General features: G+C 67.4%; 22 protein-coding genes. 9 read left to right on the plus strand and 13 right to left on the minus strand.

The window, feature by feature from the left end; genetic code table 11:
- Positions 1-4: 4 nt before the first annotated feature.
- The 4 genes from EV580_RS14610 to EV580_RS14625 all read right to left on the minus strand — a co-directional run bounded on the left by EV580_RS14610 (position 5) and on the right by EV580_RS14625 (position 3,654).
- Complete coding sequence (locus EV580_RS14610; protein ID WP_133691876.1) at positions 5-322, minus strand: YbaB/EbfC family nucleoid-associated protein; 318 nt, start codon at positions 320-322, stop codon at positions 5-7.
- 104 nt (positions 323-426) lie between these two features.
- The gene (locus EV580_RS14615; RefSeq protein WP_133691877.1) at positions 427-1,557 is read right to left on the minus strand and encodes a DUF5631 domain-containing protein; all 1,131 of its coding nucleotides are present in this window, start codon (positions 1,555-1,557) and stop codon (positions 427-429) included.
- Positions 1,558-1,621: 64 nt separating this feature from the next.
- Positions 1,622-2,749 (minus strand): FAD-dependent oxidoreductase, encoded by a 1,128-nt coding sequence (locus EV580_RS14620; RefSeq protein WP_133691878.1) that lies wholly within the window; start codon positions 2,747-2,749, stop codon positions 1,622-1,624.
- Positions 2,746-3,654, minus strand: a complete 909-nt coding sequence (locus EV580_RS14625) for a DUF1295 domain-containing protein (protein ID WP_208114610.1) — start codon at positions 3,652-3,654, stop codon at positions 2,746-2,748. The genes EV580_RS14620 and EV580_RS14625 overlap by 4 nt, the downstream gene beginning before the upstream one ends.
- A gap of 139 nt (positions 3,655-3,793) precedes the next feature.
- On the opposite strand from EV580_RS14625, the gene EV580_RS14630 reads away from it, so the two are divergent.
- Positions 3,794-4,990, plus strand: a complete 1,197-nt coding sequence (locus tag EV580_RS14630) for an acyl-CoA dehydrogenase family protein (protein WP_133691879.1) — start codon at positions 3,794-3,796, stop codon at positions 4,988-4,990.
- Entirely contained in the window at positions 4,953-6,131 is a 1,179-nt protein-coding gene (locus EV580_RS14635; protein WP_502703927.1) for an acyl-CoA dehydrogenase family protein, read from the plus strand. The genes EV580_RS14630 and EV580_RS14635 overlap by 38 nt, the downstream gene beginning before the upstream one ends.
- 81 nt (positions 6,132-6,212) lie before the next feature.
- On the opposite strand, the gene EV580_RS14640 is transcribed toward EV580_RS14635, so the two are convergent.
- The 3 genes from EV580_RS14640 to EV580_RS14650 form a co-directional block, all read right to left on the minus strand.
- A complete protein-coding gene (locus EV580_RS14640; RefSeq protein WP_133691881.1) occupies positions 6,213-6,458 on the minus strand; it encodes a hypothetical protein in 246 nt (81 codons plus the stop codon).
- A 141-nt stretch (positions 6,459-6,599) separates the two neighbouring features.
- The gene (locus tag EV580_RS14645; protein WP_133691882.1) at positions 6,600-7,748 is read right to left on the minus strand and encodes a hypothetical protein; all 1,149 of its coding nucleotides are present in this window, start codon (positions 7,746-7,748) and stop codon (positions 6,600-6,602) included.
- Positions 7,745-9,010: a sulfotransferase family protein gene (locus EV580_RS14650; protein ID WP_286171562.1), complete on the minus strand. Its 1,266-nt coding sequence runs from the start codon at positions 9,008-9,010 to the stop codon at positions 7,745-7,747. Before EV580_RS14650 ends, EV580_RS14645 begins: the two co-directional genes overlap by 4 nt.
- 59 nt (positions 9,011-9,069) lie before the next feature.
- Here EV580_RS14650 and EV580_RS14655 point away from each other — a divergent pair, with 59 nt between their 5' ends.
- Together EV580_RS14655 and EV580_RS14660 are read left to right on the plus strand one after the other, a co-directional pair.
- Positions 9,070-9,669: a TetR/AcrR family transcriptional regulator gene (locus EV580_RS14655; RefSeq protein ID WP_133691883.1), complete on the plus strand. Its 600-nt coding sequence runs from the start codon at positions 9,070-9,072 to the stop codon at positions 9,667-9,669.
- Positions 9,670-9,674: 5 nt separating this feature from the next.
- On the plus strand, positions 9,675-10,709 hold the full coding sequence (locus tag EV580_RS14660; protein ID WP_133692248.1) for a TIGR03617 family F420-dependent LLM class oxidoreductase: 1,035 nt from the start codon (positions 9,675-9,677) through the stop codon (positions 10,707-10,709).
- Here EV580_RS14660 and EV580_RS14665 read toward each other — a convergent pair.
- Together EV580_RS14665 and EV580_RS14670 are read right to left on the minus strand one after the other, a co-directional pair.
- Positions 10,706-11,713 (minus strand): patatin-like phospholipase family protein, encoded by a 1,008-nt coding sequence (locus EV580_RS14665; protein WP_133691884.1) that lies wholly within the window; start codon positions 11,711-11,713, stop codon positions 10,706-10,708. The genes EV580_RS14660 and EV580_RS14665 overlap by 4 nt on opposite strands.
- A 94-nt stretch (positions 11,714-11,807) precedes the next feature.
- Positions 11,808-12,038, minus strand: coding sequence for a hypothetical protein (locus EV580_RS14670; RefSeq protein WP_133691885.1), 231 nt, complete (start codon positions 12,036-12,038; stop codon positions 11,808-11,810).
- A 273-nt stretch (positions 12,039-12,311) separates the two neighbouring features.
- Here EV580_RS14670 and EV580_RS33740 point away from each other — a divergent pair, with 273 nt between their 5' ends.
- Positions 12,312-12,479, plus strand: coding sequence for a hypothetical protein (locus tag EV580_RS33740; RefSeq protein ID WP_166654708.1), 168 nt, complete (start codon positions 12,312-12,314; stop codon positions 12,477-12,479).
- A 60-nt stretch (positions 12,480-12,539) separates the two neighbouring features.
- Here the strand turns inward: EV580_RS33740 and hrpA are convergent, their stop codons facing one another.
- Entirely contained in the window at positions 12,540-16,520 is a 3,981-nt protein-coding gene (hrpA, locus tag EV580_RS14675) for an ATP-dependent RNA helicase HrpA (protein ID WP_502703928.1), read from the minus strand.
- Here hrpA and EV580_RS33745 point away from each other — a divergent pair.
- Both EV580_RS33745 and EV580_RS14680 read left to right on the plus strand, forming a co-directional pair.
- Positions 16,513-16,656: a hypothetical protein gene (locus EV580_RS33745; protein ID WP_166654709.1), complete on the plus strand. Its 144-nt coding sequence runs from the start codon at positions 16,513-16,515 to the stop codon at positions 16,654-16,656. The two genes, hrpA and EV580_RS33745, sit on opposite strands and share 8 nt — an antisense overlap.
- A complete protein-coding gene (locus EV580_RS14680) occupies positions 16,653-17,546 on the plus strand; it encodes an aminoglycoside phosphotransferase family protein (protein ID WP_133691887.1) in 894 nt (297 codons plus the stop codon). Before EV580_RS33745 ends, EV580_RS14680 begins: the two co-directional genes overlap by 4 nt.
- A gap of 3 nt (positions 17,547-17,549) precedes the next feature.
- On the opposite strand, the gene EV580_RS14685 is transcribed toward EV580_RS14680, so the two are convergent.
- Together EV580_RS14685 and EV580_RS14690 are read right to left on the minus strand one after the other, a co-directional pair.
- Positions 17,550-18,296, minus strand: a complete 747-nt coding sequence (locus EV580_RS14685; protein ID WP_133691888.1) for a hypothetical protein — start codon at positions 18,294-18,296, stop codon at positions 17,550-17,552.
- Entirely contained in the window at positions 18,293-19,906 is a 1,614-nt protein-coding gene (locus EV580_RS14690) for a S53 family peptidase (protein ID WP_502703933.1), read from the minus strand. The genes EV580_RS14685 and EV580_RS14690 overlap by 4 nt, the downstream gene beginning before the upstream one ends.
- A gap of 47 nt (positions 19,907-19,953) precedes the next feature.
- Here EV580_RS14690 and EV580_RS14695 point away from each other — a divergent pair, with 47 nt between their 5' ends.
- Together EV580_RS14695 and EV580_RS14700 are read left to right on the plus strand one after the other, a co-directional pair.
- Positions 19,954-20,832 carry a DUF4344 domain-containing metallopeptidase gene (locus EV580_RS14695; RefSeq protein ID WP_133691890.1) on the plus strand — a complete coding sequence of 293 codons (879 nt, stop codon included), beginning with the start codon at positions 19,954-19,956 and terminating at the stop codon, positions 20,830-20,832.
- Between the two features lie 42 nt (positions 20,833-20,874).
- Positions 20,875-21,135 carry a hypothetical protein gene (locus EV580_RS14700; protein WP_133691891.1) on the plus strand — a complete coding sequence of 87 codons (261 nt, stop codon included), beginning with the start codon at positions 20,875-20,877 and terminating at the stop codon, positions 21,133-21,135.
- Between the two features lies 1 nt (position 21,136).
- Here EV580_RS14700 and EV580_RS14705 read toward each other — a convergent pair whose 3' ends face one another.
- Positions 21,137-21,838 (minus strand): Rv0518 family GDSL lipase, encoded by a 702-nt coding sequence (locus tag EV580_RS14705; protein ID WP_133691892.1) that lies wholly within the window; start codon positions 21,836-21,838, stop codon positions 21,137-21,139.
- Positions 21,839-21,851: the final 13 nt, after the last annotated feature.

Below are 21,851 nucleotides of genomic sequence, written 5' to 3' on the forward strand. Positions count from 1 at the left end.
CAGGTCACCTCAACCCGCCGCCGTAGCGGGCCTGATTGTCGGTCTCGGCCTCCTCGCGCAGCGCCGTGAACGCCAGGTTCAGCCGATCGCTCAGCTCCCCATGGCTGTAGTCGGTCACGACCGCGGGGTGCAACGTGAGGTCGATGAGTTTGCCGTCAGAGTTTGCCACCGCGGTTATGTCCCCCAGGTCGACGCTGTAGGTGATGGTCTCGGCCTGCGCGACGAGCGCCTCCCAACGCTGCGCAGCTTCGCTCAGTTCGCGTAAGACCGCATCGACGAGATCCCTGTCGCTAAGCTCGCGATCACTGCCGGATCCCGCCACTCGACCAGTATGTCGAGCGTCGCTACCTGCGTCAATTCACCTTTGTACGGACCACCGTCATCAGCACCGGAAATTGCCCCAGCAACCTCCGACCATAGGTCGAGTTACGGCGCGCTGCCCCACTGGCTCGGCAACGGGGCGTTGAGCGCCTCGAACCAGGCGAAGTGATAATTGGCGGACAGCTCGTCTCCGACCGCGATCGCCTCGGTGGCAGCCAGTAACAGGCAGTTGCTCAGCAGCGCTGAATCGACATCGGGGTACTGGGCCATCAACTGATAGCGCGCGGTGTCGGAATGCACACGCAGGACATCCACTTCGGCGTCGAGCACCCCGGTGCGCGCCGCACCGGCCTTGGCCAAGGTGTGCACCATCCTCGGCAGTCCGTCGCGCCAGTGGGTGGCCTCGACCAGCTTCCATCCGAGATCGTCGACGCGAGGCAGTTCCCGGGCGGTCTGCGATGTCCTCGGCGCCTCGTTGCGGCCCCCACCGAACGGGTCGCCCGGGTGGTAGGACGCCGACCGCACGACATCGCCGAGCAGGTCGCTGATCCGGCCGCCACGTCTGGCAGGCGCAAGCAGCTCGACACCGGCGGGCACTGCGACACCCGGCGGGATCCAGCCGTGCGCGACATCGGTCACCAGCAGTGTCGTGCCGTCACCGCGTTCCCCGACCATCCATCGCAATCCGGGCTCCTGGCGGGCCACGAATTCCAGCAGCCCCTCCAGGCGGCGGTCGTCGGAAACCGGCTCCGGTTCGGGCTCGGGTTCGGGTTCGGCCGGCCGGGATACCTCGTCCTCGACGACGACGTCGGGTTCCTCAGTGACGACCGGCGGCTCGACATCTGGCGTGACGGCGGGCATCGCCGGATCGGTATCGAATTCGTCTGCTGCGGAACGTAACTGACGGATCGTCGACTCGACTCGCTGCACCGCGTACGCCCTGGCCACATCGATGATCCGGACTTCCTCGGCGCGGCGCGCGAAGTCGGGAAGATCGGCGTGGCGCAGCGCGCGCAAGCGCTCGTTGGCCGAATCCGCGATGCGCTGCAGATCGTTCTTCAGGTGGTCGGCGACACCGGCGGTCGCGGGAGTGACGGTCGCCAACTCGGAGGGCCAGAGCCCGCCGATCACCCATGGCGTGGAGTCCGGCGGCGAGTCGAAGGTCGGCACCGAGAGGGCACGCTGGGTTGCCCTCTTCAGACGCTGACGCGCCGTGTTCCGGCCGAAGATCGCCACGGGAGGAGCCTACCGTCGATCGCCCCGCTGCCCACTCGGCAGCGGGGCGCCCGCACCTGCCCATTCAGGCCAGCGGCTGGTTCTTTCGCACACCCTTGTACATGCCGCGGCGCACGATCCACGGCATCACCACCCGGTCGACCGACCAGGCGGGGAACCGGAAGGCGCTGCCGTTGGGGGCGAACACTTCCAGACCGTCGGCCTGGATCCCGACGATCGACCCCCACCGCCGCCCCGGCGCCCGGTAGCGCTTCAGGGGGCGGTCGGCCAGCGTGGCCTTGATGTTGTGAGCCAGTAGGGAGTCCGCCCTGGCCCGCGCCGAGGCGCGCAGCGGATCGGTCGCGGCCACGTCGCCGATTGCGAATACGCGGTGATGCCCGCACAGCTGCAGTTCCGGAGTGACCTTCACGAAGCCCTCCTCGTCGAGCAGTTCGGGCGGCAGCCATTCGGTATTCGGCTTGACCCGCCCGATCGCCCACAGCACCGCATCGGCCTTCGCCGCCGGCTGCCCCGTGCTCCACTGCACCGGCGCATCAGTGATCTCGTTGCCGTCGAAACCGTCGGGCAGCACGGCACGATGCCCGGCGTGCAAACCGACCCCGAGCCCAATGAGCTTGCCCTGCAACTTCTCCCACGCCCGCGCGTGATGACCGGTCAGCGCCCGCTCGCCGGGGAAATAGAGGTCGACCTTCTTACCCGGCCAGGCAGTGGCGATATTGGCCGCGGCACTGACCGCCGCGGCACCGCCGCCGATGATGATCACCGAGGAGGCCGCACCCAACCGGTCGTGCGTGGCGGTCAGGTCGGCGGCGATCTCCTCCGGGGTCTGCAGGGTGGGCTGGCGCCAGAACCCGTTGCGCACCCCGGTCGAAATGACCAGCACGTCATAGCTTTCGGCGACCGGCGTTCCGTCCGGCGCCGTGCCGTGGACCGTTCGGTGCTCCAGATCCAGACCGGTGAGCGTGGCCTGCACGGTGCGCACCCGATCCAGCGCGCGGTACTTGTCGAACGAGACCCAGTTGTCCCGTGCCCAATCCTTCGGGCGAGCCAGCCGCAAGCCCAACTCCTGACCGCTGAGCAGTGCGGGCTTGGCCGAGATGCCGACGATGTCGGCATGCTTACCCAGCTTGATCGCGGTGAGCAGTCCGCTGTCACCGAACCCGGCGATCACGACGCGTGGCTTGGCGCTCATACCTCTCCTCTTTCAGCGGCCTTGCGGGGTGGGCGGGGAATGAGCATCGGCACTCGGTCGATGACGTCCTGATACTGCGGGCGCCGCGCCAGAGAACGCTTCTCCATCATCGGGATGCTGGCACCCAGGAACATCGCGAGCATCGCGACCACGCCGATGAACAGCCACCAGGCCGACGCCGGGGCGGCGGCCACGCCGAACAGCGCGAGCGCGAACCAGAAGCTGATCTCACCGAAGTAGTTCGGATGCCGCGACCACGACCACAACCCGCGATCCATCACGGCACCGGGTTGCTTGTCGCGCACGAACCGGTGCATCTGGGTGTCGGCCACCAGCTCGAGGGTCACCGCGGCGATCCCCACCGCGAACGCCACCCAGCTCAGCCAGACCAGGCCCGGGCCAGGCGTGGTCACCGCGATGTAGACCGGCAGCATCCCGAGGAACACCTGCACGGTGGGAACCAGATGGATGCCGAACAGATCGGCCAAGAACTCCCACCGTCCCGCGCTCTCGCGCAGCAGCGGGTAGCGCCAATCCTCGTGGTGCAGGCCGGGGAAGCTGTACACCCAGTTGCCGGTCAGGCGCACCGCCCAGTACATGACGACGATCGTGACCAGCCAGCAGCGCAGCGAATCCCAACCCAGGGGACCCGCGGCCCACCAGTAGACGAGCAGCAGCGGTGGGATCACACTCCAGAACGCGTCGTAGAAGCTGGAGTTGCGATAGGCGCGGGAAAAGACGAAGACCACCAGGGTGGCGATGACGTCGGCGATGAACGCGTCTAGCCACAATCGCCCGGTCGCCGACGGCCCGTACAGCAGCCAGGCCGCGCCGGCTCCCACCGCGAGGACGTAGGCCACGGTCACCAGATATAGAGACCCGGCCCGGTTCGGCGTGACTGTCATGCAACCTCCTACCGCGGCCGAACTGTAACACGTTCTAGTTGCAGGCTACCGGGCGCCGGAGGGCACCGAATCAGGCCTGCCGGCCCAAAACTTGACACCTGCCAACAACTGACAACAACTGGTTTCATATCGTGTCGGAATGAGCACCGTCGCTGATGCCGAGCGGGTCGAAGACCTGGCCCGGCGGGTCGTGGCAGACCACGATCCGAAGAACGTCCCGATTCCGGAATTCCTCGGCGCCTGTTACGACGCCGGCCTGTCCTGGGTGCACTTTCCCGAGGGCTTGGGTGGGCTTGGCCTGTCGCGAGGCGTGCAGGCCGTCGCCGATCGGATCCTGCAGGGTGCCGGTGGTCCGGTACCGCTGGGCCTCAACCCGATGGGTTACGGCATGGCCGCCCCGACCGTCCGGGAGCACGCCCAGTCCGACGACCTGAAGAAGGCGCTGCTGCGCCCGCTGGCCACCACCGAAGACATCTGGTGTCAGCTGTTCTCCGAGCCCGGCGCCGGCTCCGATCTCGCCGGGTTGGCCACGACCGCGGTGCCCGACGGCGACGAGTGGGTGATCAACGGCCAGAAGGTCTGGACCAGCCTGGCGCACCGTGCCCGCTGGGGTCTGCTGCTGGCACGAACCAACCCCGACATCGCCAAGCACAAGGGTTTGACCTACTTCGTGCTCGACATGCACGCCCCGGGAGTCGAGACCCGTCCGCTTCGCCAGATGACCGGACAGGCCGAGTTCAACGAGGTCTACATGACCGACGCCCGGATCCCCGACACCCACCGCCTCGGCGCGGTCGGCAACGGCTGGAACGTCGCGATGACCACCCTGATGAACGAGCGCAGCGCCCTGGGCGCCAGCGGCAGCCGTCGCGGCAGTGGCACCATCAAGGACGCCACGGCGCTGTGGGCCTCGCGCCCCGATCTGCACACCCCCGTGCTACGGGATCGGTTGGCGCAGTTGTGGTTGCGCTCTGAAGCCCAGCGGCTGACGTCGGAGCGATCCCGCGCGTCGGCGACCGCTGGCGGCCCGGGTCCCGAGGCCTCGGTCGGCAAGCTGGTCGGCGCCTTGCTCAATCAGCACATCTACGAGTGGTGCATGGATCTGCTTGGGCCCGAAGGGATTCTGTACGACAGCTACGCGTTGGCCGATGGCTCCGGTGACGCGGGCGACTGGCGCGGGCCGATTCAGCAGCGCTACCTGCGCAGCCGCGCCAACACGATCGAGGGTGGCACCACCGAGGTGATGCGCAACATCCTCGGCGAGCGGGTGCTGGGCCTACCCGGCGATCTGCGTGCCGATGCGGGCATGCCTTGGAAGGAGATCCCCCGTGGCTGAGTTTTCATTTTCCGAGGAGCAGCAGGATCTGCGCGCCGCCGTGCGCAAGTTCTGCGCCGACAACTTCGACGAGGCAACGGTGCGCCGGCTGATGGAAGCCGACGTCCCGTTCGACACCAAGGTGTGGAACCGGCTCGGCGCCGAGCTCGGCGTGCTCGGGCTCTCGGTACCCGAGGCCGACGGTGGCGTGGGCGGCTCATTGGTCGACCAGGCCGTTGCGGTGGAGCAGTTCGGCGCCACTCTGGCCTGCGGCCCGCTGTTCGGCACGGTGTATCTCGCGGTCCCTGCGCTGGTGGCCAGTCCGGCCGGCGCGGCCCGCGATGAACTGCTGGCCCAACTCGTGGAAGGCACCCGTACCGCGGCGTTCGCCGTCTCCGACAGCGCTGGCGCGTTCGATCCGGCCGCGGTGACGGTGACAGCCAGCGGCGACACGGTCACCGGCACCGTCCAGCGTGTGGTCGACGGTGCCGCCGCCGACGAAATCCTGGTCGCGGCACGGAGTTCCGACGGCATCGGGCTGTACGCGGTGGATGCCAAGAACACCGACCGCACCTCGCTGATGACGCTGGACCTGACCCGCCCGCAGGCCACGATCACCTTCAGCGACTCTCCTGCCCGGCTGCTGGCCGGGCCCGAGGAAGCCGAACGGGTGATCACGCACGCACTCCAGGTGGGTTCGGCGCTGCTGGCCGTCGAACAGGTCGGCGCCGCACAGCATCTGCTCGACCTGGCTGTCGAGTACGCCAAGTCGCGGTTGCAGTTCGGCCGGCAGATCGGCTCGTTCCAGGCGATCAAGCACAAGCTGGCCGACATGCTGGTGGATCTCGAGCACGCCCGCTCCACCGCGTATCACGCGGTATGGGCGCTGTCCGACGGCTCCGACGACCCGGCTCTCGCCGTCAGCATCGCCCAGGCGACGGCTTCCGCGGCGCTCAGCCACATCGCCGCCGACACCATTCAGGTGCACGGCGGTATCGGTTTCACGTGGGAACACCAGGCGCACTTGTACTTCAAGCGTGCGGCCACTGACGCCGCTCTGTTGGGCAGCGCCGAGCAGCACCGGTCCCGGGTCGCCGATTTCGTTCTGGACGACGCGAGCACCGAAGGTGGCACGAGGGTCGCCGACGGCCTGCCTGTCTGAACCGGAAAACAGAAACGTTCGGGTGCGAGAAGTGCTGAGACCTTCTCGCACCCGAACGGTTTCCGTGGTACGCCCGGCTCGTCAGCCGTTACGGTGGCGATTCCACTGGTGGTGATGATGGATCGAGGTCCCCGGCTGGGGCTGATTCGTCTGGTGCGGGAACGCCGGGTGCGTCGTCGGATGGCTCATGTTGGGGCCGGTGCTGTCCGCGAAGCTGTCAGGTGCGGCTCCCAGGGCGACCAGCGCTGAGCCGGTAGCCAGGATTGCGCCTGCGGCGATGCGCTTGAACCAGATCGTGGTCGAGGTGTTGGTGGTCGTGATGGTCATGATGTCGTGCTCGTTCTGTTCGTGCTTCACCCGGTTTGCCGGGTAACAAAAGAATCGCGCACAAGAGCCCCGATGTCTGTCGGGCGACCGGGCCATGGCCGGGATGAATCCGGTGTCCGCCGATCGGGGGACACCGGATCCTCAGGGGAGGTTACGGTCGGCGAAGTGCGCGTGGCGTCTGGCCAGGGCCGCGGCGCGTTCGGCCGGTGTGAGGCGCTGGGCAGCATCGAAGTACCGATCGATCTCATCGGTGCCGATGACGGTGACGACCGGCGGGCTCGGCTGTGTCGGAGTGGTGGCCCGCCACGTGACGACCCCGCCGCGATAGCCCCGGGCGTCCAGCCAGTTGGGCACTCCGAAGTCTCTAGTGGACAGGAGAATTCGTACGTGTCCATCGGCGATCTGGGACTGCCCGAGGTTCAGACTCGTCTGCCGGCTCTCGATGTCGATCATCGCACTCCACCGGTCGGTCAGGCAGATCCCGACATACGGGCTGCCGTCGGGAATCTGGTAGTCGATCACCAGCGCCTGGTCCTCGCCCAGCTCCCAGGCTATCGGCACGAACCACGCGCCCGCCATCGCCGTCGGCGGTTGCATCGGCGGGATCGCGACGTTCTTCGGCAGCGCGCCGAACACCCGTGCCGGAATGTCCTTGACCCACATCGTGAACAGCTCGCGCGACGCGGTCAGGTTCGCGCCGAACGCCTCGGTCGACGCGGCGAGCGACGGCGGATCCGCGCCTGCGGGTTCGCCTAGGCATTCGATGCGGATCGTGCCCTTGGCCTCCCGGTTCCAGTCCCCGTAGGTCTGGTAAGCACAGAACGAGTCTGCCCCCGGTGGCAATTCAAACCAATTGCTGCCCTGCCGTTCTCGGCCGAAGATGATCTCGAACGTCCCATCATCGGCGACATCGAGATCATCGGCGAGCACTTTCACCGCGGTGCCCTGATCGCCCTTGCCGGTGTACACACCGAAGGTGGTCTGCGACACCGACCCCAGCGTGCCGAATACCCGATAGTCGTGGGCGTCGTCGATGCGTGCCGACAGGTAGAGGGTGTCGGGATTTGAATGGCCCCAATTCCATGGCGAGTACTGAGCATTGATCAGCGTGGGTCGGGCCGGGTCGCTGCGCAGCAGCAACCCCATGTACTGGATGTGGCCGACAAGTCGGACCAGCAGCGTGGCAGCCGACCCCTCGTCGAGATCGCCGTCAGCCAGCGCGAGTTCGAGGAGCTCGGAGTTGAGGTCGTTGAATCCCCGCCATGCTGAGCGCAATTCGTCGGTGGTCACGATCGGGCGTCCTCGATTCCGTAGAAGTCGCGGTAGAACTGCAATTGCGGCCAGAGCTCGTCGATGTCCAGTCCGTAGTCCTCGGCGCGATATACGTGCGGCTTGCGCCTGGCCAGCCCGCGTTCGTCGACGAAGCGCCGCATCGTGGCGCGGTTGTGGTCGTCCAGATCGATCCCGAATCGGTCGTAGATCTCCTCCACGCAGGCCAATGGATCGCTCACCATGCGCCGCATCGGGAAGTCGACGAAGCGGTCGGCGAGATCGACGTATTGCCTACGTAATTCGACATTGCGTTCGAGCATCCTGGTGGTGCGCCAGCGCATGAAGCGGCCATGCTCGTGCCAGTCAGGATCATCGACGGCCATGTGAAACACGGTGCCGGCCAGGCTGCAACCAGAGGCGACGATCTCGGTGGGCTCACGATAGGTGGTGACGAACCGGGCGTCGGGAAACACCGCAAGGATGTTGTGGATGTTCTCCATGTGCGGAGGCGTCTTGAGCAGCCAGCTGGTCGCCGGACGCAGGCCGCCGCTCTGCATGTACTGCAGCAGCAGCTTCTGCTCCTCATACACCCAACGCAGATCCTGCTCGGTCAGCCAGCGCGCATAGTCCTGGCAGTTGAACATCACGTGGAAGGTGTCGCTGTGGAAGGCGTAGGCGTGTAGCAGCGCACACTCCTGGGCCTCCCACGCACCGACCGGGTGGGCGGCGTCGAGGTTGGGCGCCATCTTCATGCCACGACGAATCTGCTTCTCGCTGCGCTTGATTCGCGGGTCATGGTCCATGGTCGCCGGATCGAGCGGTGGGTGCAGTTCGTCGCATTCCCAGGTGAGCGGGTAGCGGAAGCCGCCGTCCTGGCTGAGTAGATGATGGGTGACCGTGGTGCCGGTGCGAGGTGCGCCGATGATGAAGATCGGGCGTTCGATCTTCTCCTCACGAATCTCGGGATTCCGGCGGATGTGTTCGGTCAACAACAGCCGCTGCCGCAGCAGGTTCGACAGATGGGCGCCGGCCAGCACCCGGCCGAATCCGCTGAGTCGATCCTCGTCTTCCAGCGAGGCGATCAGCCGATCGAGGCCGGCCTCGAAACGCGGGTCGCCGAAATCGGTCAGGCCTCCTGCACGACGTATCGCACGGTCCACGAGTACGGATTTGCGCAAGATCAACGGGTGCCGCCCGATCCCGCGTGCACCGCGATAGGCCACGTTCATGACCCGAATCGGCAGTGGCCTCGGCGGTGTCTCGATGGCGATGGCAGCCACCTCCCGGCGCGGTGGGGCAGGTAGCCCCGGACGTCGGATTACGTTACGGTCTTAACGTAATGGAGTCAACGAAGAAGCAGCGCGCTCCCCGGCGGCCGCAGGGACGACCCCGGGACAGCCGTATCGACGACGCGGTTCTGCGCGCCACCGTCGAGTTGCTCGGCGAAGTCGGCTATGCGCGCCTGACCATTCCGCTGGTCGCAGCCCGAGCCGGTGCCACCCCGCCTGCGGTGTACCGGCGCTTCCCCACCAAACTCGAACTCGTCTACGAGGCGGTCTTCCCGACCCCGCCCGGCGCCGAACTGCCATTGACCGGAGACGTCGAGTCGGCGATCCGCGGGCTCCTGCAGGCCAGCATCGAACTGTTCAGCAGCCCGGCCGTCCACACGGCGATGTCAGGCCTGATGGCCGAGCTACCCGCCGAGCCAGGCCTGTCGGCGCGCCTGCTCGGCCGCTTGCAGGGCAGTACTTACGTTCGGCTGCAACAGTTTCTCGACGAAGCCGCCGCCGCGGACCGCGCCGCCAAGGATGTCGACGCCCGCATCCTGCTGGACACGATCGGCGGCACGGTCATGATGGCCTTGGCCAACGAGCGCGCGCTCGACGAGCACTGGGTCGAGCAGACGACCTCACTGATCGTCGACGGGCTGGCGCGATGAGCACCATGGAACTGGTCACCTCGGCCCCGGCGAAGATGGGCCCCGGCGAAATCGGTTCGTGGGCAACGCGAGCCGAGCGTCTGGGGTTCGACGTCATCCACATCTCTGAAACCGTCCACGATCCCTTCACGGTCGCCGCGCTGGCGCTGCAGCACACCGAGCGGGTGACCGTGCGCACCAGCATGGTGCTGGCCTTTCCGCGCAGCCCGATGATCACCGCCTACGCGGCGTGGGATCTGGCGAGCTACTCCGGCGGCCGGTTTCAGCTCGGCATCGCCTCCCAAGTGCGCGGCAACATCGTCGGCCGGTTCTCGGCGCAGTGGTCCGAGCCGGTGGCCCGCCTGGCCGATTACATCAGGGCGCTGCGCGCGATCTTCGCGTCCTTCCAGACCGGTGCGAAGCTGGATTATGTTGGGCCGCACTACCGTTTCGAGCGACTCCAGCCCTATTTCAACCCCGGCCCGCTCGAGCATCCTGCCCCGCAGATCTGGACGGGTGCGGTGAATGCGCGGATGTGCGCGATGGCCGGCGAGCTGGCCGACGGCTTCGTCTGCCACCCGACCAACTCGCACCCGGTGGTCCTGAAATCCCGCACTCTGCCCGCCCTCGCCGAGGGCGCAGCGCGCGCCGGGCGCGGACCACTGGCCGTCGTCGCCAACCCGAATGTCATGACGGCAGCCACCGACGACGCCGTCGCCGCACTGCGCGAGCAGCGCCGCTCCGAGCTGGCGTTCCTGTACAGCACACCGGCCTACCGCCGGCAGCTGGAGGACTTCGGCCTTGCCGAGGCCGGGGCGGCGCTCAGTGCGATGGCCCAGCGCTCCGAATGGGACGATCTACCAACCATTCTCACCGACGATGTAATGAATCAGCTTGTCCCACAGGGCACGTATCAGGAGATTCCCGTCATCTTGTCCCGGTGGTATTCGGGGCTGTGCACCGGAATCAACCTACCGGTGCCTGCCGATACCACGGACGACGACGCCTTCGGCGCACTGCTCGACGCCTGCCGCCGGATTCCTGCCGCCGAGCGCGCCTAGCGGAATCGGTCGAGGCACTCCCGCTCGTCGAAAGTCGACAGGAACCTGGTGGCGGCGTCGTACCCCCGCGCGTAGAGCGCGTCGATCTCACGCTGCTTGATGTGGAAATCCAGCACCCCGACATTCGTCGAGTCCACCCTGATGGTGCGGCAGTTCACCCACGGCAGGTTCAGGTAAGCCTGATCACGGCCGACCAGGATCGTGGTGATGACGTCCTCCAACAGGCTCGGTCCGCCGAAGTGCCGCAACGGTGCAAGCGCGGGGATCACCTTGTCGTTGTGCTCGGGCAGGTCGGGCAGCAGCGTCACACCGAAGGTCGGCCAGCGCGGCTTCTTGCCGTCGGGGCGGTCCAGTGAGTCGATCGGATAGTTCGACAGCAGGCCCCCGTCGACGAGCGTCGACTCCCGACCCGCTGCGCTGGTGAGTGTGACGGGCTTGAAGAAGAACGGGATCGACATCGAGGCGCGCACCGCGTCGGCGACCGGCTGCTCGTCGGGATCCAGCCCGTAGACCCGGCGGTAGTCCCACGGCAGCCGGACCAGCTGCCCTGTCGTCACATCGGCGGCGGTCACGACGAGGCGGTAACGCTGCTCCGGCGGCAACTCGTCGTCATCGATCCGGAGATCGCCGAACGTGCTGACGCCGAGATCGCGCAGCTGATCGGCGATGAAATCGTGTGCGTAATCACCCTGGTAGATGCCCGTCCCCTGCAGGATCGCCCACGACGGCCCGAGCAACGGCAGGCGTTCGACGGGGCCGGGATCCAAGAACTTGCGGTAGTCGATGCTCAGGGCGAGGTCGCGAACCTCGTGCGGGGTCAGCTGGTCGTTCTTGGCGGCCGCGGCCACGATCGACCCGACGATCGAGCCGGCCGAGGAGCCGGCCACCCGGTAGGCCCGGTATCCCGCTTCCATCAACCTGACCACGGCACCGGCCAGCCCGATGCCTTTCACGCCGCCACCAGCAAGGACCAGGTCGAGCGGTTTCGTCGCAGGCGTGGGCATCGCCCCATGCTAGGAGCCTTGCCTGACAAAGCCGTCGGGCGGGGAAGCGAGAGCTTCTCCGCCCGACGGGTTTTCTTTGGGGGGTCTGGGGCGCCTAGCCCGCCCGGTGCCACTGGTGATGGTGGTGGGCGATCGAGCCGGGCACCGGGAAGTTGTGCTGGCCGGGGAAGGTCTGATGGTGGCCGGGCTGATTCAGGTTGGGGCCGCCGCTGAAGGGGCTGGTTTCAGCCATGGCGTCGGTGGCGGAACCGAAGGCGAACAGTGCGGAGCCCGCGGCCAGGGCGCTACCGGCGGCGAATCGCTTCATCCAGGTCATGGTGGTCATGTCGGTCATTCCTCTTTGTCGTCTGTGACTTGTCTGTGTGGGCCTTGGTTCTTCGCCAGTGGTGAAACGATCTCGCATCCAGGCCTCGATGTATGTCCGGCAGCCGGTGGATGACCAGGTGGAATTCGGTGTCCCCCGATCGGTGGACAAGGCTCAATTCCTGCCAACCGGCGATCATCTGCTGCCAGCGGAATTACTGCGCCCCCCGGTGGCGTTGGGACATGTCAGCGGCACGGAAATCCACTCCGGCCGTTGAGGAAGAGGGAAACAGACATGAAGAAGTACGCACTCACCACTGCGATCGCCGGCGCCATGACCGCCGCGGTTCTCGGACTTGCCGCGCCCGCGCAGGCCGACCTCGGTCACAACGACTGGGTCAACAACATCGGCCCGTCGGCGACCGCGCCGCACGTAGACACCACAGTGCATGGAAGCCGCTAATCCCCCAGCGGATTCCATCGGAGGGGCACCCGATTCGGGTGCCCCTCTTGCTTTTCCGGCTCAAGCCAGAACAGAGTCGATCGCGCGGTAGATGCGCTGCTCACTGACCGGTCTGGGGGTGCCCAATTGCTGAGCCCACAAGCTGACCCGGAATTCTTCGATCTGCCATGCGATATCGCGCACATCGGCTGCCGCAGCGCGGCTGGGCGACAGGGCATTGAGCAATTCGGTGTAGGCATCCTCGACGGCGTGTACACGCTGCATCCGCTCGCGGTCGGCCTGCGGGGCCTGGGCCAGCCGGTCGAGGCGGCGTGAAATCGCGGTGAGATAGCGGGTCAGGTCGGCCAGCCGTGTGGCGCCGGTCACGGTGACGAAGTGTCCGGCGACCAATCCGCCCAACTGATCCCGGATATCGGCGACCGCGTCGGCCAGTGCCGCCGATGGCTTGTCCGGCAGCGCGAGCTCCACTTCCTGCAGGGCGGCCAGCACCTTCTGCACCCGGGCCACGATGTCCCGTGTGGTCGACGGCAGCGCCGCGGCCACCCGGTCCCGCAGCGCGGCGAACTCGGTCTTGGTCCAGACCGGCTGGGCCGCAAGGACGTCGATGGCGGCGTCGGCACAGTCGTCCAATAGGGCGGCCAGCGAGCCGTCCGGGTTGGCTCCCAACACCAGTCGCGTGCGCGGATCCAAGCCCTTCTCCAGCGATCTCACCGGGGATGGCACCGTCAAGCGCAGCAGTCGCCGGATGCCCGCTCTCATCGCGGCGTCGCGTTCGGCCGCGGTGGCGAACACCCGCACGTCCACCCCCGCACCGGCGTCCACCAGAGCCGGGTAGCCGCGCACGAGATGGCCGCCGACGGTACGTTCGACGCTGTCCGGCAGGCGATCCAGATCGTCGGGCCACGCGCGCAGACCACTGCGTTCCAGGTCGCTGGCGACGGCATCGGCCACCGCTTGACGGGCCGATCCGGCCAGCTGACGCTGCAGTACGTCGAGGTCCTTGCCGCGAGCCACCTCGGTACCGTCGGCCGCCTCGACAGCGAAGGTCACCCGTAGATGAGGTGGGAGTTTCGCCAGGTCGAAAGCGCTGATCGGCACCAGAATGCCGGTGCGCCGGTGTAATTCGCGCTGTAGGGCCTCCAGCAGCGGCTCCTGACCCGCGTTGATGTCGGACAGCACCGCCCGCGCGGTGTCGGGGGCCGGAACGAAGTTGCGCCGCAGGTCTTTCGGCAGCGACCGGATCAGCGCGGTCACCAACTCCTCGCGTAGCGCCGGTACCTGCCAACCGAACTGGTCGCCGCCCAGCCGGGCCAGCACTTCGACCGGAATGTGCACGGTCACACCGTCATCGGACGCGCCCGGCTCGAACCGGTAGGTCAGCGGTAGCGACAGGTCCCCGGCTTGCCAGTTGTCCGGACGCTCGGCGTTCTCGTCGTCGACGCGCAGCAGATCCTCGCGGGTGAAGGTCAGCAACTCCGGTGTGCGGTGCCGCTGCTTCTTCCACCAGCCGTCGAAGTGCCGCGCGGAGACCACCTGCGGCGGAATCCTGTTGTCGTAGAGCGCATAGACCTCGTCGTCGCCGACCAGTAGGTCACGGCGCCGTGCCCGCTCCTCCAGTTCGGTCAGCTCCTCGCGCAGCCGTGCGTTGTCGGCGAAGAAGTGGTGGCGAGTCTGCCACTCACCCTGTACCAGGGCGTGCCGGATGAACAGTTCGCGAGACACCACCGGGTCGACGCTGGCGTAGCCGACCCGCCGGCGCGGCACCAGCGCAAGCCCGTAGAGCGTCACTCGTTCGAAGGCCATCACCGCGCCGCGCTTGGCGTCCCAGTGCGGCTCGCTGTAGGTGCGCTGCACCAGATGACCGGCGACCCGCTCGACCATCTCGGGGTCGACGCGCGCGGCGATGCGTCCGTACAGCCGACTGGTTTCCACCAGGTCGGCCACCACGATCCAGCGCGGTGGCCGCTTGGTCAGCACTGATCCCGGCGCGAGCACGAACTTCGGGTTGCGGGCGCCGGTGTAGTCCCGCGAATCCCCTTCCCGCAGACCGATATGCGACAACAGGCCCGCGACCAGGGCGGCGTGCACCCGGGCCGGATCGACCGGCTCCGGGTCGTCGGACTCCCGTATCCCGATATCGCGGGCGATGCTGCGCAGTTGACCCGTCAGATCCTGCCACTCCCGGATTCGCAGGTAGTGCAGGAACTCCTCGCGGCACATGCGCCGGAAAGCACTACCGGATCGGGCTTTTCGTTCCTCACGCAGGTACTGCCACAAGTTGAGGAAGGAGACGAAGTCCGAATGCTCGTCGGCGAACCGGGCATGCTTCTGCCGTGCCGCCTCCTCCCGGTCGGCGGGTCGCTCGCGGGGATCGGGAATCGACAGGGCCGCGGCGAGGACCAGCACCTCGCGTACGCAACCCTCTGCGTCGGCCTGCACGATCATCCGCGCCAGCCGCGGATCGACGGGCAATTGCGCCAACCGGCGGCCGATGTCGGTGATCGCGCCCGCGGAATCGAAGGCGCCCAATTCCTGCAGCAGCTGAACACCGTCGCGGATGCTGCGCTGCTCGGGTGGATCCAGGAACGGGAAGCTCTCGATGTCGCCGAGTTGCAGCGCCGCCATCTGCAGGATCACGGCGGCCAGGTTGGTGCGCAGGATCTCCGGATCGGTGTAGCGCGGCCGCGCCGCGAAGTCCTCCTCGGAGTACAGCCGGATGCACACGCCGGGTGCGGTGCGACCGGACCGCCCGGCCCGCTGGGCCGCCGAGGCTTGCGAGATCGGTTCGATCGGCAGGCGCTGCACCTTGGTCCGCCGGCTGTACCGCGAGATCCTGGCGGTGCCGGGATCGACGACATACCGGATACCGGGCACCGTCAGCGACGTCTCGGCCACGTTGGTGGCCAACACGATTCGTCTCGCGGTCCGCGACTGCTGAAACACCCGCTGCTGCTCGGCCGTCGGAAGTCGCGCGTACAGGGGCAGGATTTCGGTGTTCTTCAGGTCGCGCAACGCCTCGGCCGTGTCCCGGATCTCACGCTCCCCGGACAGGAACACCAGGACGTCACCGGGCGGTTCAGACTCCAGTTCGCGAACCGCGTCGACGATCGCCTCGGTCTGGTCGCGGATCTCGGTGCGCACGATCTCGTGGTCGGGATCGTCGGGATCGTCCGAATCATCCACCGCCACCGGCACTTCCAGCGGCCGGTACCGGATCTCCACCGGGTACGTCCGCCCCGACACCTCGACGATCGGGGCGTCGTTGAAGTGGGCGGCGAATCGACCCGGCTCGATCGTGGCCGAGGTGACGATCACCTTGAGATCCGGTCGGCGGGGCAGCAACTCGCGAAGGTAGCCCAGCAGGAAGTCGATGTTCAGGCTGCGCTCGTGGGCCTCGTCGAGGATCAGGGTGTCGTAGCGCAGCAGCCGCCGGTCGCGCTGGATCTCGGCGAGCAGGATGCCGTCGGTCATCAACTTGACCAGCGTGCGGTCGCTGGCCTGATCGGTGAAGCGCACCGTGTAGCCGATCGTCTCGCCCAATGGGCTGCCCAATTCGTCGGCGATGCGCTGAGCCACCGTGCGCGCCGCCAACCGGCGTGGCTGGGTGTGACCGATGGTGCCCCGGATGCCGCGACCCAGTTCCAGGCAGATCTTCGGCAGCTGGGTGGTCTTACCCGAGCCTGTTTCGCCGGCGATGACCACAACCTGGTTCTCGGTGATGGCCTTGGCGATCTCGGCGCGACGGTCGCTGACCGGCAGATCGGGGTAGGTGATGGCCGGGACGGCGGCGGTGCGGGTGGCGATCAGCGCCTCGGCGGTGATGAATTGCTCGGACAGCTGGCGCAGAGTCTGCTCGGAGACGTCCCCGCGCAGCGACTTCAACCGGCGGCCCAGCCGGGCGGCGTCGCGGATCGTCAATCCGTCGAGGCGGGCGCGCAGTTGGCGCACCTGGTCGACGGACGTTTCGGACACTCGCGCAAGACTAGGCGGCAAAAGCGCTGCCCGGCCACACGCGTGCGTAGGCTCGATGGCGATGACCATCTGGATCGTCGTCGGGCTGTTGCTGGTGGGCCTCGGAATCGTGGCCAGCCAGCTCTTTCGGCTCAAGGACTGGTTGAACAAGCCACCCCCACCGAGCGAGCCGCCCAGCGAGCACCCCGACGAACCCGAGACGTGACCGACCTGCCTGCCGGGGTGCGGGCGATGGCGGGGCGCGGGCCGCAGTGGGCGGCGTGGATCGAGTCATTGCCCAAACTGACCCGTGACATCGTCACCCAGTGGCAGCTTCGCCCCGACGGGCCCGCCACTCACGGGTACTGCTCGTTGGTGGTGCCGGTCCGCACGCCGGACGGCGCCGACGCCGTGCTCAAGCTCAGTTTCCCCGACGACGAATCCGAACACGAGCACCTGGCGTTGCGCCGTTGGGGCGGCGCCGGGGCCGTCCGTCTGCTCAGTGCTGACCCACATCGCCGCGCACTTCTGCTGGAACGCATCGGTGCCGACGACCTGACCTCGGTCACCGACCTCGAGGCCTGCCACGTCGTCGCCGGCCTGTACCGGCAGATCCACGTTCCGGCCCTGCCGCAACTGCGACCGCTGACGTTCTATCTCGACCGCTGGACCGCCGAACTGGCCGAGCTGCCGCGCAGCGCACCGATTCCGCACCGGCTGGTGGAACAGGCACTCAGCCAAAGCGCTGACCTGACCGCGGACAGCGAGGCCACCGCGCGGGTCATCCACTGCGACCTGCACTACGGGAACGCGCTGGCCGGCCAGCGTCAGCCCTGGCTGGTCATCGACCCCAAACCCGTCAACGGCGACCCGCACTACGAGATCGCGCCGATGTTGTGGAACCGCATGGACGACGTGGCCGGTGATGTTCGCGGCGGAATCCGCAGGCGTTTCTACACATTGGTCGACGCGGCCGGGTTCGACGAGGACCGGGCGCGGGCCTGGGTGGTGGTGCGGATGGTGATCAATGCGATGTGGGCTGTCCACGACGGCGAAAGGACCGAGCCGGGCTGGCTGACGACCTGTATCGCGGTTGCCAAAGCCGTTCAGGATTAACGACTATCGCGGCGGGTCGCCGCGCCACATGAAACTGTTGACGTACTTGCCCATGTCCTTGGCGATGTCGAGATTCGCCGGTGACGGCGGCCCCGGCCCATCCTCGGGCCCGAATTGATGGAACGGCCCGACCGCACCGGCGACGAGTGCGAGATCGTTCTTGATCGCGACGACGATGATGACCCGCAGATGTTGTGAATCCGACGCCGTCCCCTTCGGCCAGTCGTCGGCGACCTCGCCGTAGCCGGGTTCGTATCCCAGGATGGCGTTGGGCAATTCATAGGACTTCACGGCGTCAGGGAACATCTGGGCGAGCAGGTCGTCGGCCACCCGGCGGGCGTCGCGCCCCTGTGCGGGCTGGCTGAACAGCCGCAGTGTCCCACCGTCACCGATGTTCAATTCCGCGCGCACCCCGTTGGGTTCCATGGTGACGGCGTAGGCGGTGCCGGGTGCGGGATACGAGACCGAGAACGACCCGTCGGGCGCGAAGAAGCGGGGATTGGTCGACACCGGAAGGCCCGTCGGGGGACGTCCGCAGTCCGGCGGGCAGTGATATTTGGTTGTCAGCGGGGTGATTCGGGTCGCCAAGACACTCAACGACATCATCGCCGCCACCAACACGACGACGAAGATCCCGATCGTCACGACGTAACCCGGGCCCCGTTGCAACCGCGCCCGGTAGCTGCCGGCCGGTAGCGCATAGCCCTCGAACGAGCCGTCGTCGTCGCGGTCAGATGCCGTATCGGTCATTGGTGCAACGACTTCAGCACGAGGATGGCCCGGATCAGGTTGTCCACGTTGGGAGTTCCCAATCCGGTGATCATGTCGTAGCCCTGGACGACAGGTGTGACGGCATTGGCGCCGAGGTAGATGTCGCGGAAGGCCGGGATTTCGGATGCGGTGGCGATCTCGTAGAGCAGTGGATTGAAATCCCCGAGCGGAGGCAACTGGCGGGCGGTGAGGAACTGGTTCATCACCGCGGCGAGCCCCGCCCAGATCGGCGCGGCCTGGGAGGTGCCGCCGCCGACCTGGATCTGCCCGTTGTTGACGAACTTGACCCCGGTGAACGGATCGGCCACCGCGGCGATATCGGGGACGAGCCGCTTATCGCGTGGACCCGAATGCACTTCGGTTTCCTGCCACGACGGGCGGGCGAACAACACCGATGCACCGCCACCACTGCCCTGCGTCAACGGGACGTCGTACCAGCCTTGCTCGGCCAGCCACTGTCCCTGCGCGTCGGTGGACAGCGTCGTGCCGCCGACGCCGGTCACCTCCGGCAGCGACGCCAGCACATCGACGCCGTAGTCGTCGGGGCTGGGCGGATCCGACCAGTCATGTCCGCCTTTGCATTCCAGCCCGGCCAGGTCGCCACTGGCGACGAAGGCCGTGGTTCCGTTGCGGTGCGCGCGGGCCAGGGCCGAGCGCACCGGCGCCAGATCCGCCCTGGCAAGCAGGCGGTCGCAGCCGAAGCCGATCGAGAAACTCCACACCGCGCCCGGATAGGCGTGGTCCACGTCCTCCATCAGCTTGCCGAGTTTGACGTAGGCGCCGTCTCCTTCGGCGGTGGGCCGGGCGTTGACCAGAACGATCCGGGCCGACGGCGCGATCGCGTGGATCAGCTGCACGTCCATCGTTGCCTCACCGTGCCGCTCGACGGGCATCCCGCCCATCACGTCCACGCCGAACTTCGGCACCGAGAACCAGTCGGAGAACTTGTCCAGGTCGTGTTGGTCGACGCCGTCGAAAGCGAAGACGACGACCGTCTGGTCCTTTCCGTTGTATCCGGCGGCTTCCAACAAGTTGACGTTGTAGGCGGACAGCAGCTCGGTGGGCGCGAGCCCCCCGTCGGGGACGTCCAGCGGCAGGCTCGGCGGGGTGCCTTCGTGATACGGCGTGTACCCGAGGATCCGGCCCATCTCGGCGACTTCGCCGCTCAGCTGTTGCGGAACCGCGGGCTGCTGCGGGGAAGCGTAGAAGACGCGACCGCGCGCGCGCCGGTAGTCGTGTACCGCGACATCGAGCGCACGGGCCATCGCGCGTGGCGTGCCGTCGACGACCGCCCAGGGATCACCGCTACGCCAGTGCACGGCCAGCCCGTGCGAGCCGGCCCACTTGCTCAACGCCACCGGCTCGGTGGGCGCTTGCAGTTCGGCGGTCAGTTGCACGCGTTCGCCCCGCGCCGGGCCCATATCGACGGCCTGAGCCAGTAGGCGCGCGAACGGACCCGCGATCAGATCGAAAGGTTGCGGCGGCGTGGGGCGGTCCGCGGCGAATACCACCATGACCACCGCCAGCGTCGCCAGCAGCGGTGTGGGCCGGACTCTCCGGCGACGCCGTAGCCATAAGCGTCTGCGCATCATCGAAACGATCCCATACTGATGCGGGGGTCACAGAGGAGGACGCGATGGCGCGCTCAGGTGCAGTGGTGGTGGCCGTCAGCCTGTTGGTCGTGGGGTGCAGCTCCAAACCCAGCGCGGCTCCCTCGCCGTCGACGACGGCCGAGACGCCCGCGGCAACGGCGTCCCCGGTCGTGGCCACCCAAACCAACGGCTACCCGGTACCGAAAGCGAAGACCGGCGAGGGCGGCAAGATGGTCGTCACCTACGACGACGCGACCACGCCCGAGGCCATTGCCGGGCGGGACCTCATGGAGAAGACCCATTTCGTCGACGGCATCGCACAGTCGGTCAGCGACTGGTACGTCCTGCCATACGACGTCTCGGTCCGCGGCGCGGAGTGTGGCGAGGCCAACGACTACTGGAGCTCCGGCGACAAGACGCTGACCCTCTGCTACGAGGACGTCGACCAGAGCCTGAAGATCTTCGCCAAGGACCCCAAACCCGAGGAGACCGCCCGGCGGATCGCCATCGGCGCGTTCTTCCACGAGGTCGGCCACATGGCGATCGACATCTACGACCTGCCGGTGACCGGGCGTGAAGAGGACGTCGCCGACCAACTGGCCGCCTACGAACTGCTGGCGCCCTACGCCGACGGACATGTCGACCCAGACTTCGTACAGGCGGCCAAGGACACCGCCCGCGAGTACTCGGTGCTCAGCAAGGAGGGCGGCCCGCTCGAACAAGAGGCCTTCGCCGACGTCCACACCCTGGACCAGGCCCGGGCTTACAACTTCGACTGCTGGGTCTACGGGTCCGACCCGGAAGCCAACGCCGACATCGTCAGCAGCGGACTGCTCCCGCAGGATCGGGCCGACGGCTGCCAGGCCGAGTGGGATCAGCTGGTCAAGGGCTGGACCGCGCTGCTCGAACCGCACATGCGATAACGCCGGCGCCCGCCGCCCCGATGAACTGGGAGGAGGTGGACGATGAAAAAACTCAGCTCATTGGTGGCCTGCACGGCCACCGTCATCGGCATCGGCCTGATCAGCCCACCCGCCGCGAGCGCGGGATGCTTGGGGACCTGGACACCGTGGGGTGGCGGCCAGCGCTGCGACGACCCCATCGATGCCAACGGCTTCTTCCAGCGTTGCGACACCGGGGGTGCCTTCGGGTTCAACACTCCGCCGCAGTGCTACCAGGTCGATTCCAACAACCTCGGCAACAACCAGCCCTGGATCGGTCCCTGAGCTAGAGCGGAATGGCCAGCTGGCTGCGGATCAGCGGAGCGATCTTGTCGGCCATGTAGGCGTGGCCCGCATCGGTCGGGTGCACACCGTCGGGACCGATCAGATCGGGACGCCCGACGAACCAACCCTCGGCCAGCGGGTCGATGAAGACCGCGCCGATCGTCCTGGCCTGTCCGCGCAACGAGTCCCGAAGCGCCAACACCTCGCCAGGCGGGTCGGCGGTCGGCCAGGGCGGTCCGATCACCAGGAACTTGGCCTTGGGCGCCATCCGTCGGGCGGCCTGAAAGGTGTCACCGACCAGGGCCGTGTACCGCGGCACGTCGACCGGTTGGTCGTTGCGGGACCCGAAGAACACCACCAGAACGTCGTCGCGGTCGACGGCCCGCAGAGTGAGGTCCTCGAACAAGCTGCCCCGGTTGCCGCGGATGCCGTAGCCCGCGCCGCCTTCGGCGGCCACGTCCGCGTCGACCCTGGCCCCTTGGCTGGCCAGCAGCAGCCAGGCTCGTGAGGTCCACGACTGCGGGCCTTGTCCGCCTTCGTCGGTGCCGGTTGTGTAAGAGTCACCGATCACCGCGATGCGGCTGAAATCCGAGCCACGGCTGGCCAACGTGTAGCCGACGGACGGCTGGGCGTGGCCGAGAATTGCGGCAAGCACCACGCCGGCCGACAGGCCCGCCGTGGTGACGCGCACAAGACGTTGCATGCGGGTCAATGAC

It is taken from the genome of Mycobacterium sp. BK086 (assembly GCA_004362315.1).
Classification (GTDB): domain Bacteria; phylum Actinomycetota; class Actinomycetes; order Mycobacteriales; family Mycobacteriaceae; genus Mycobacterium.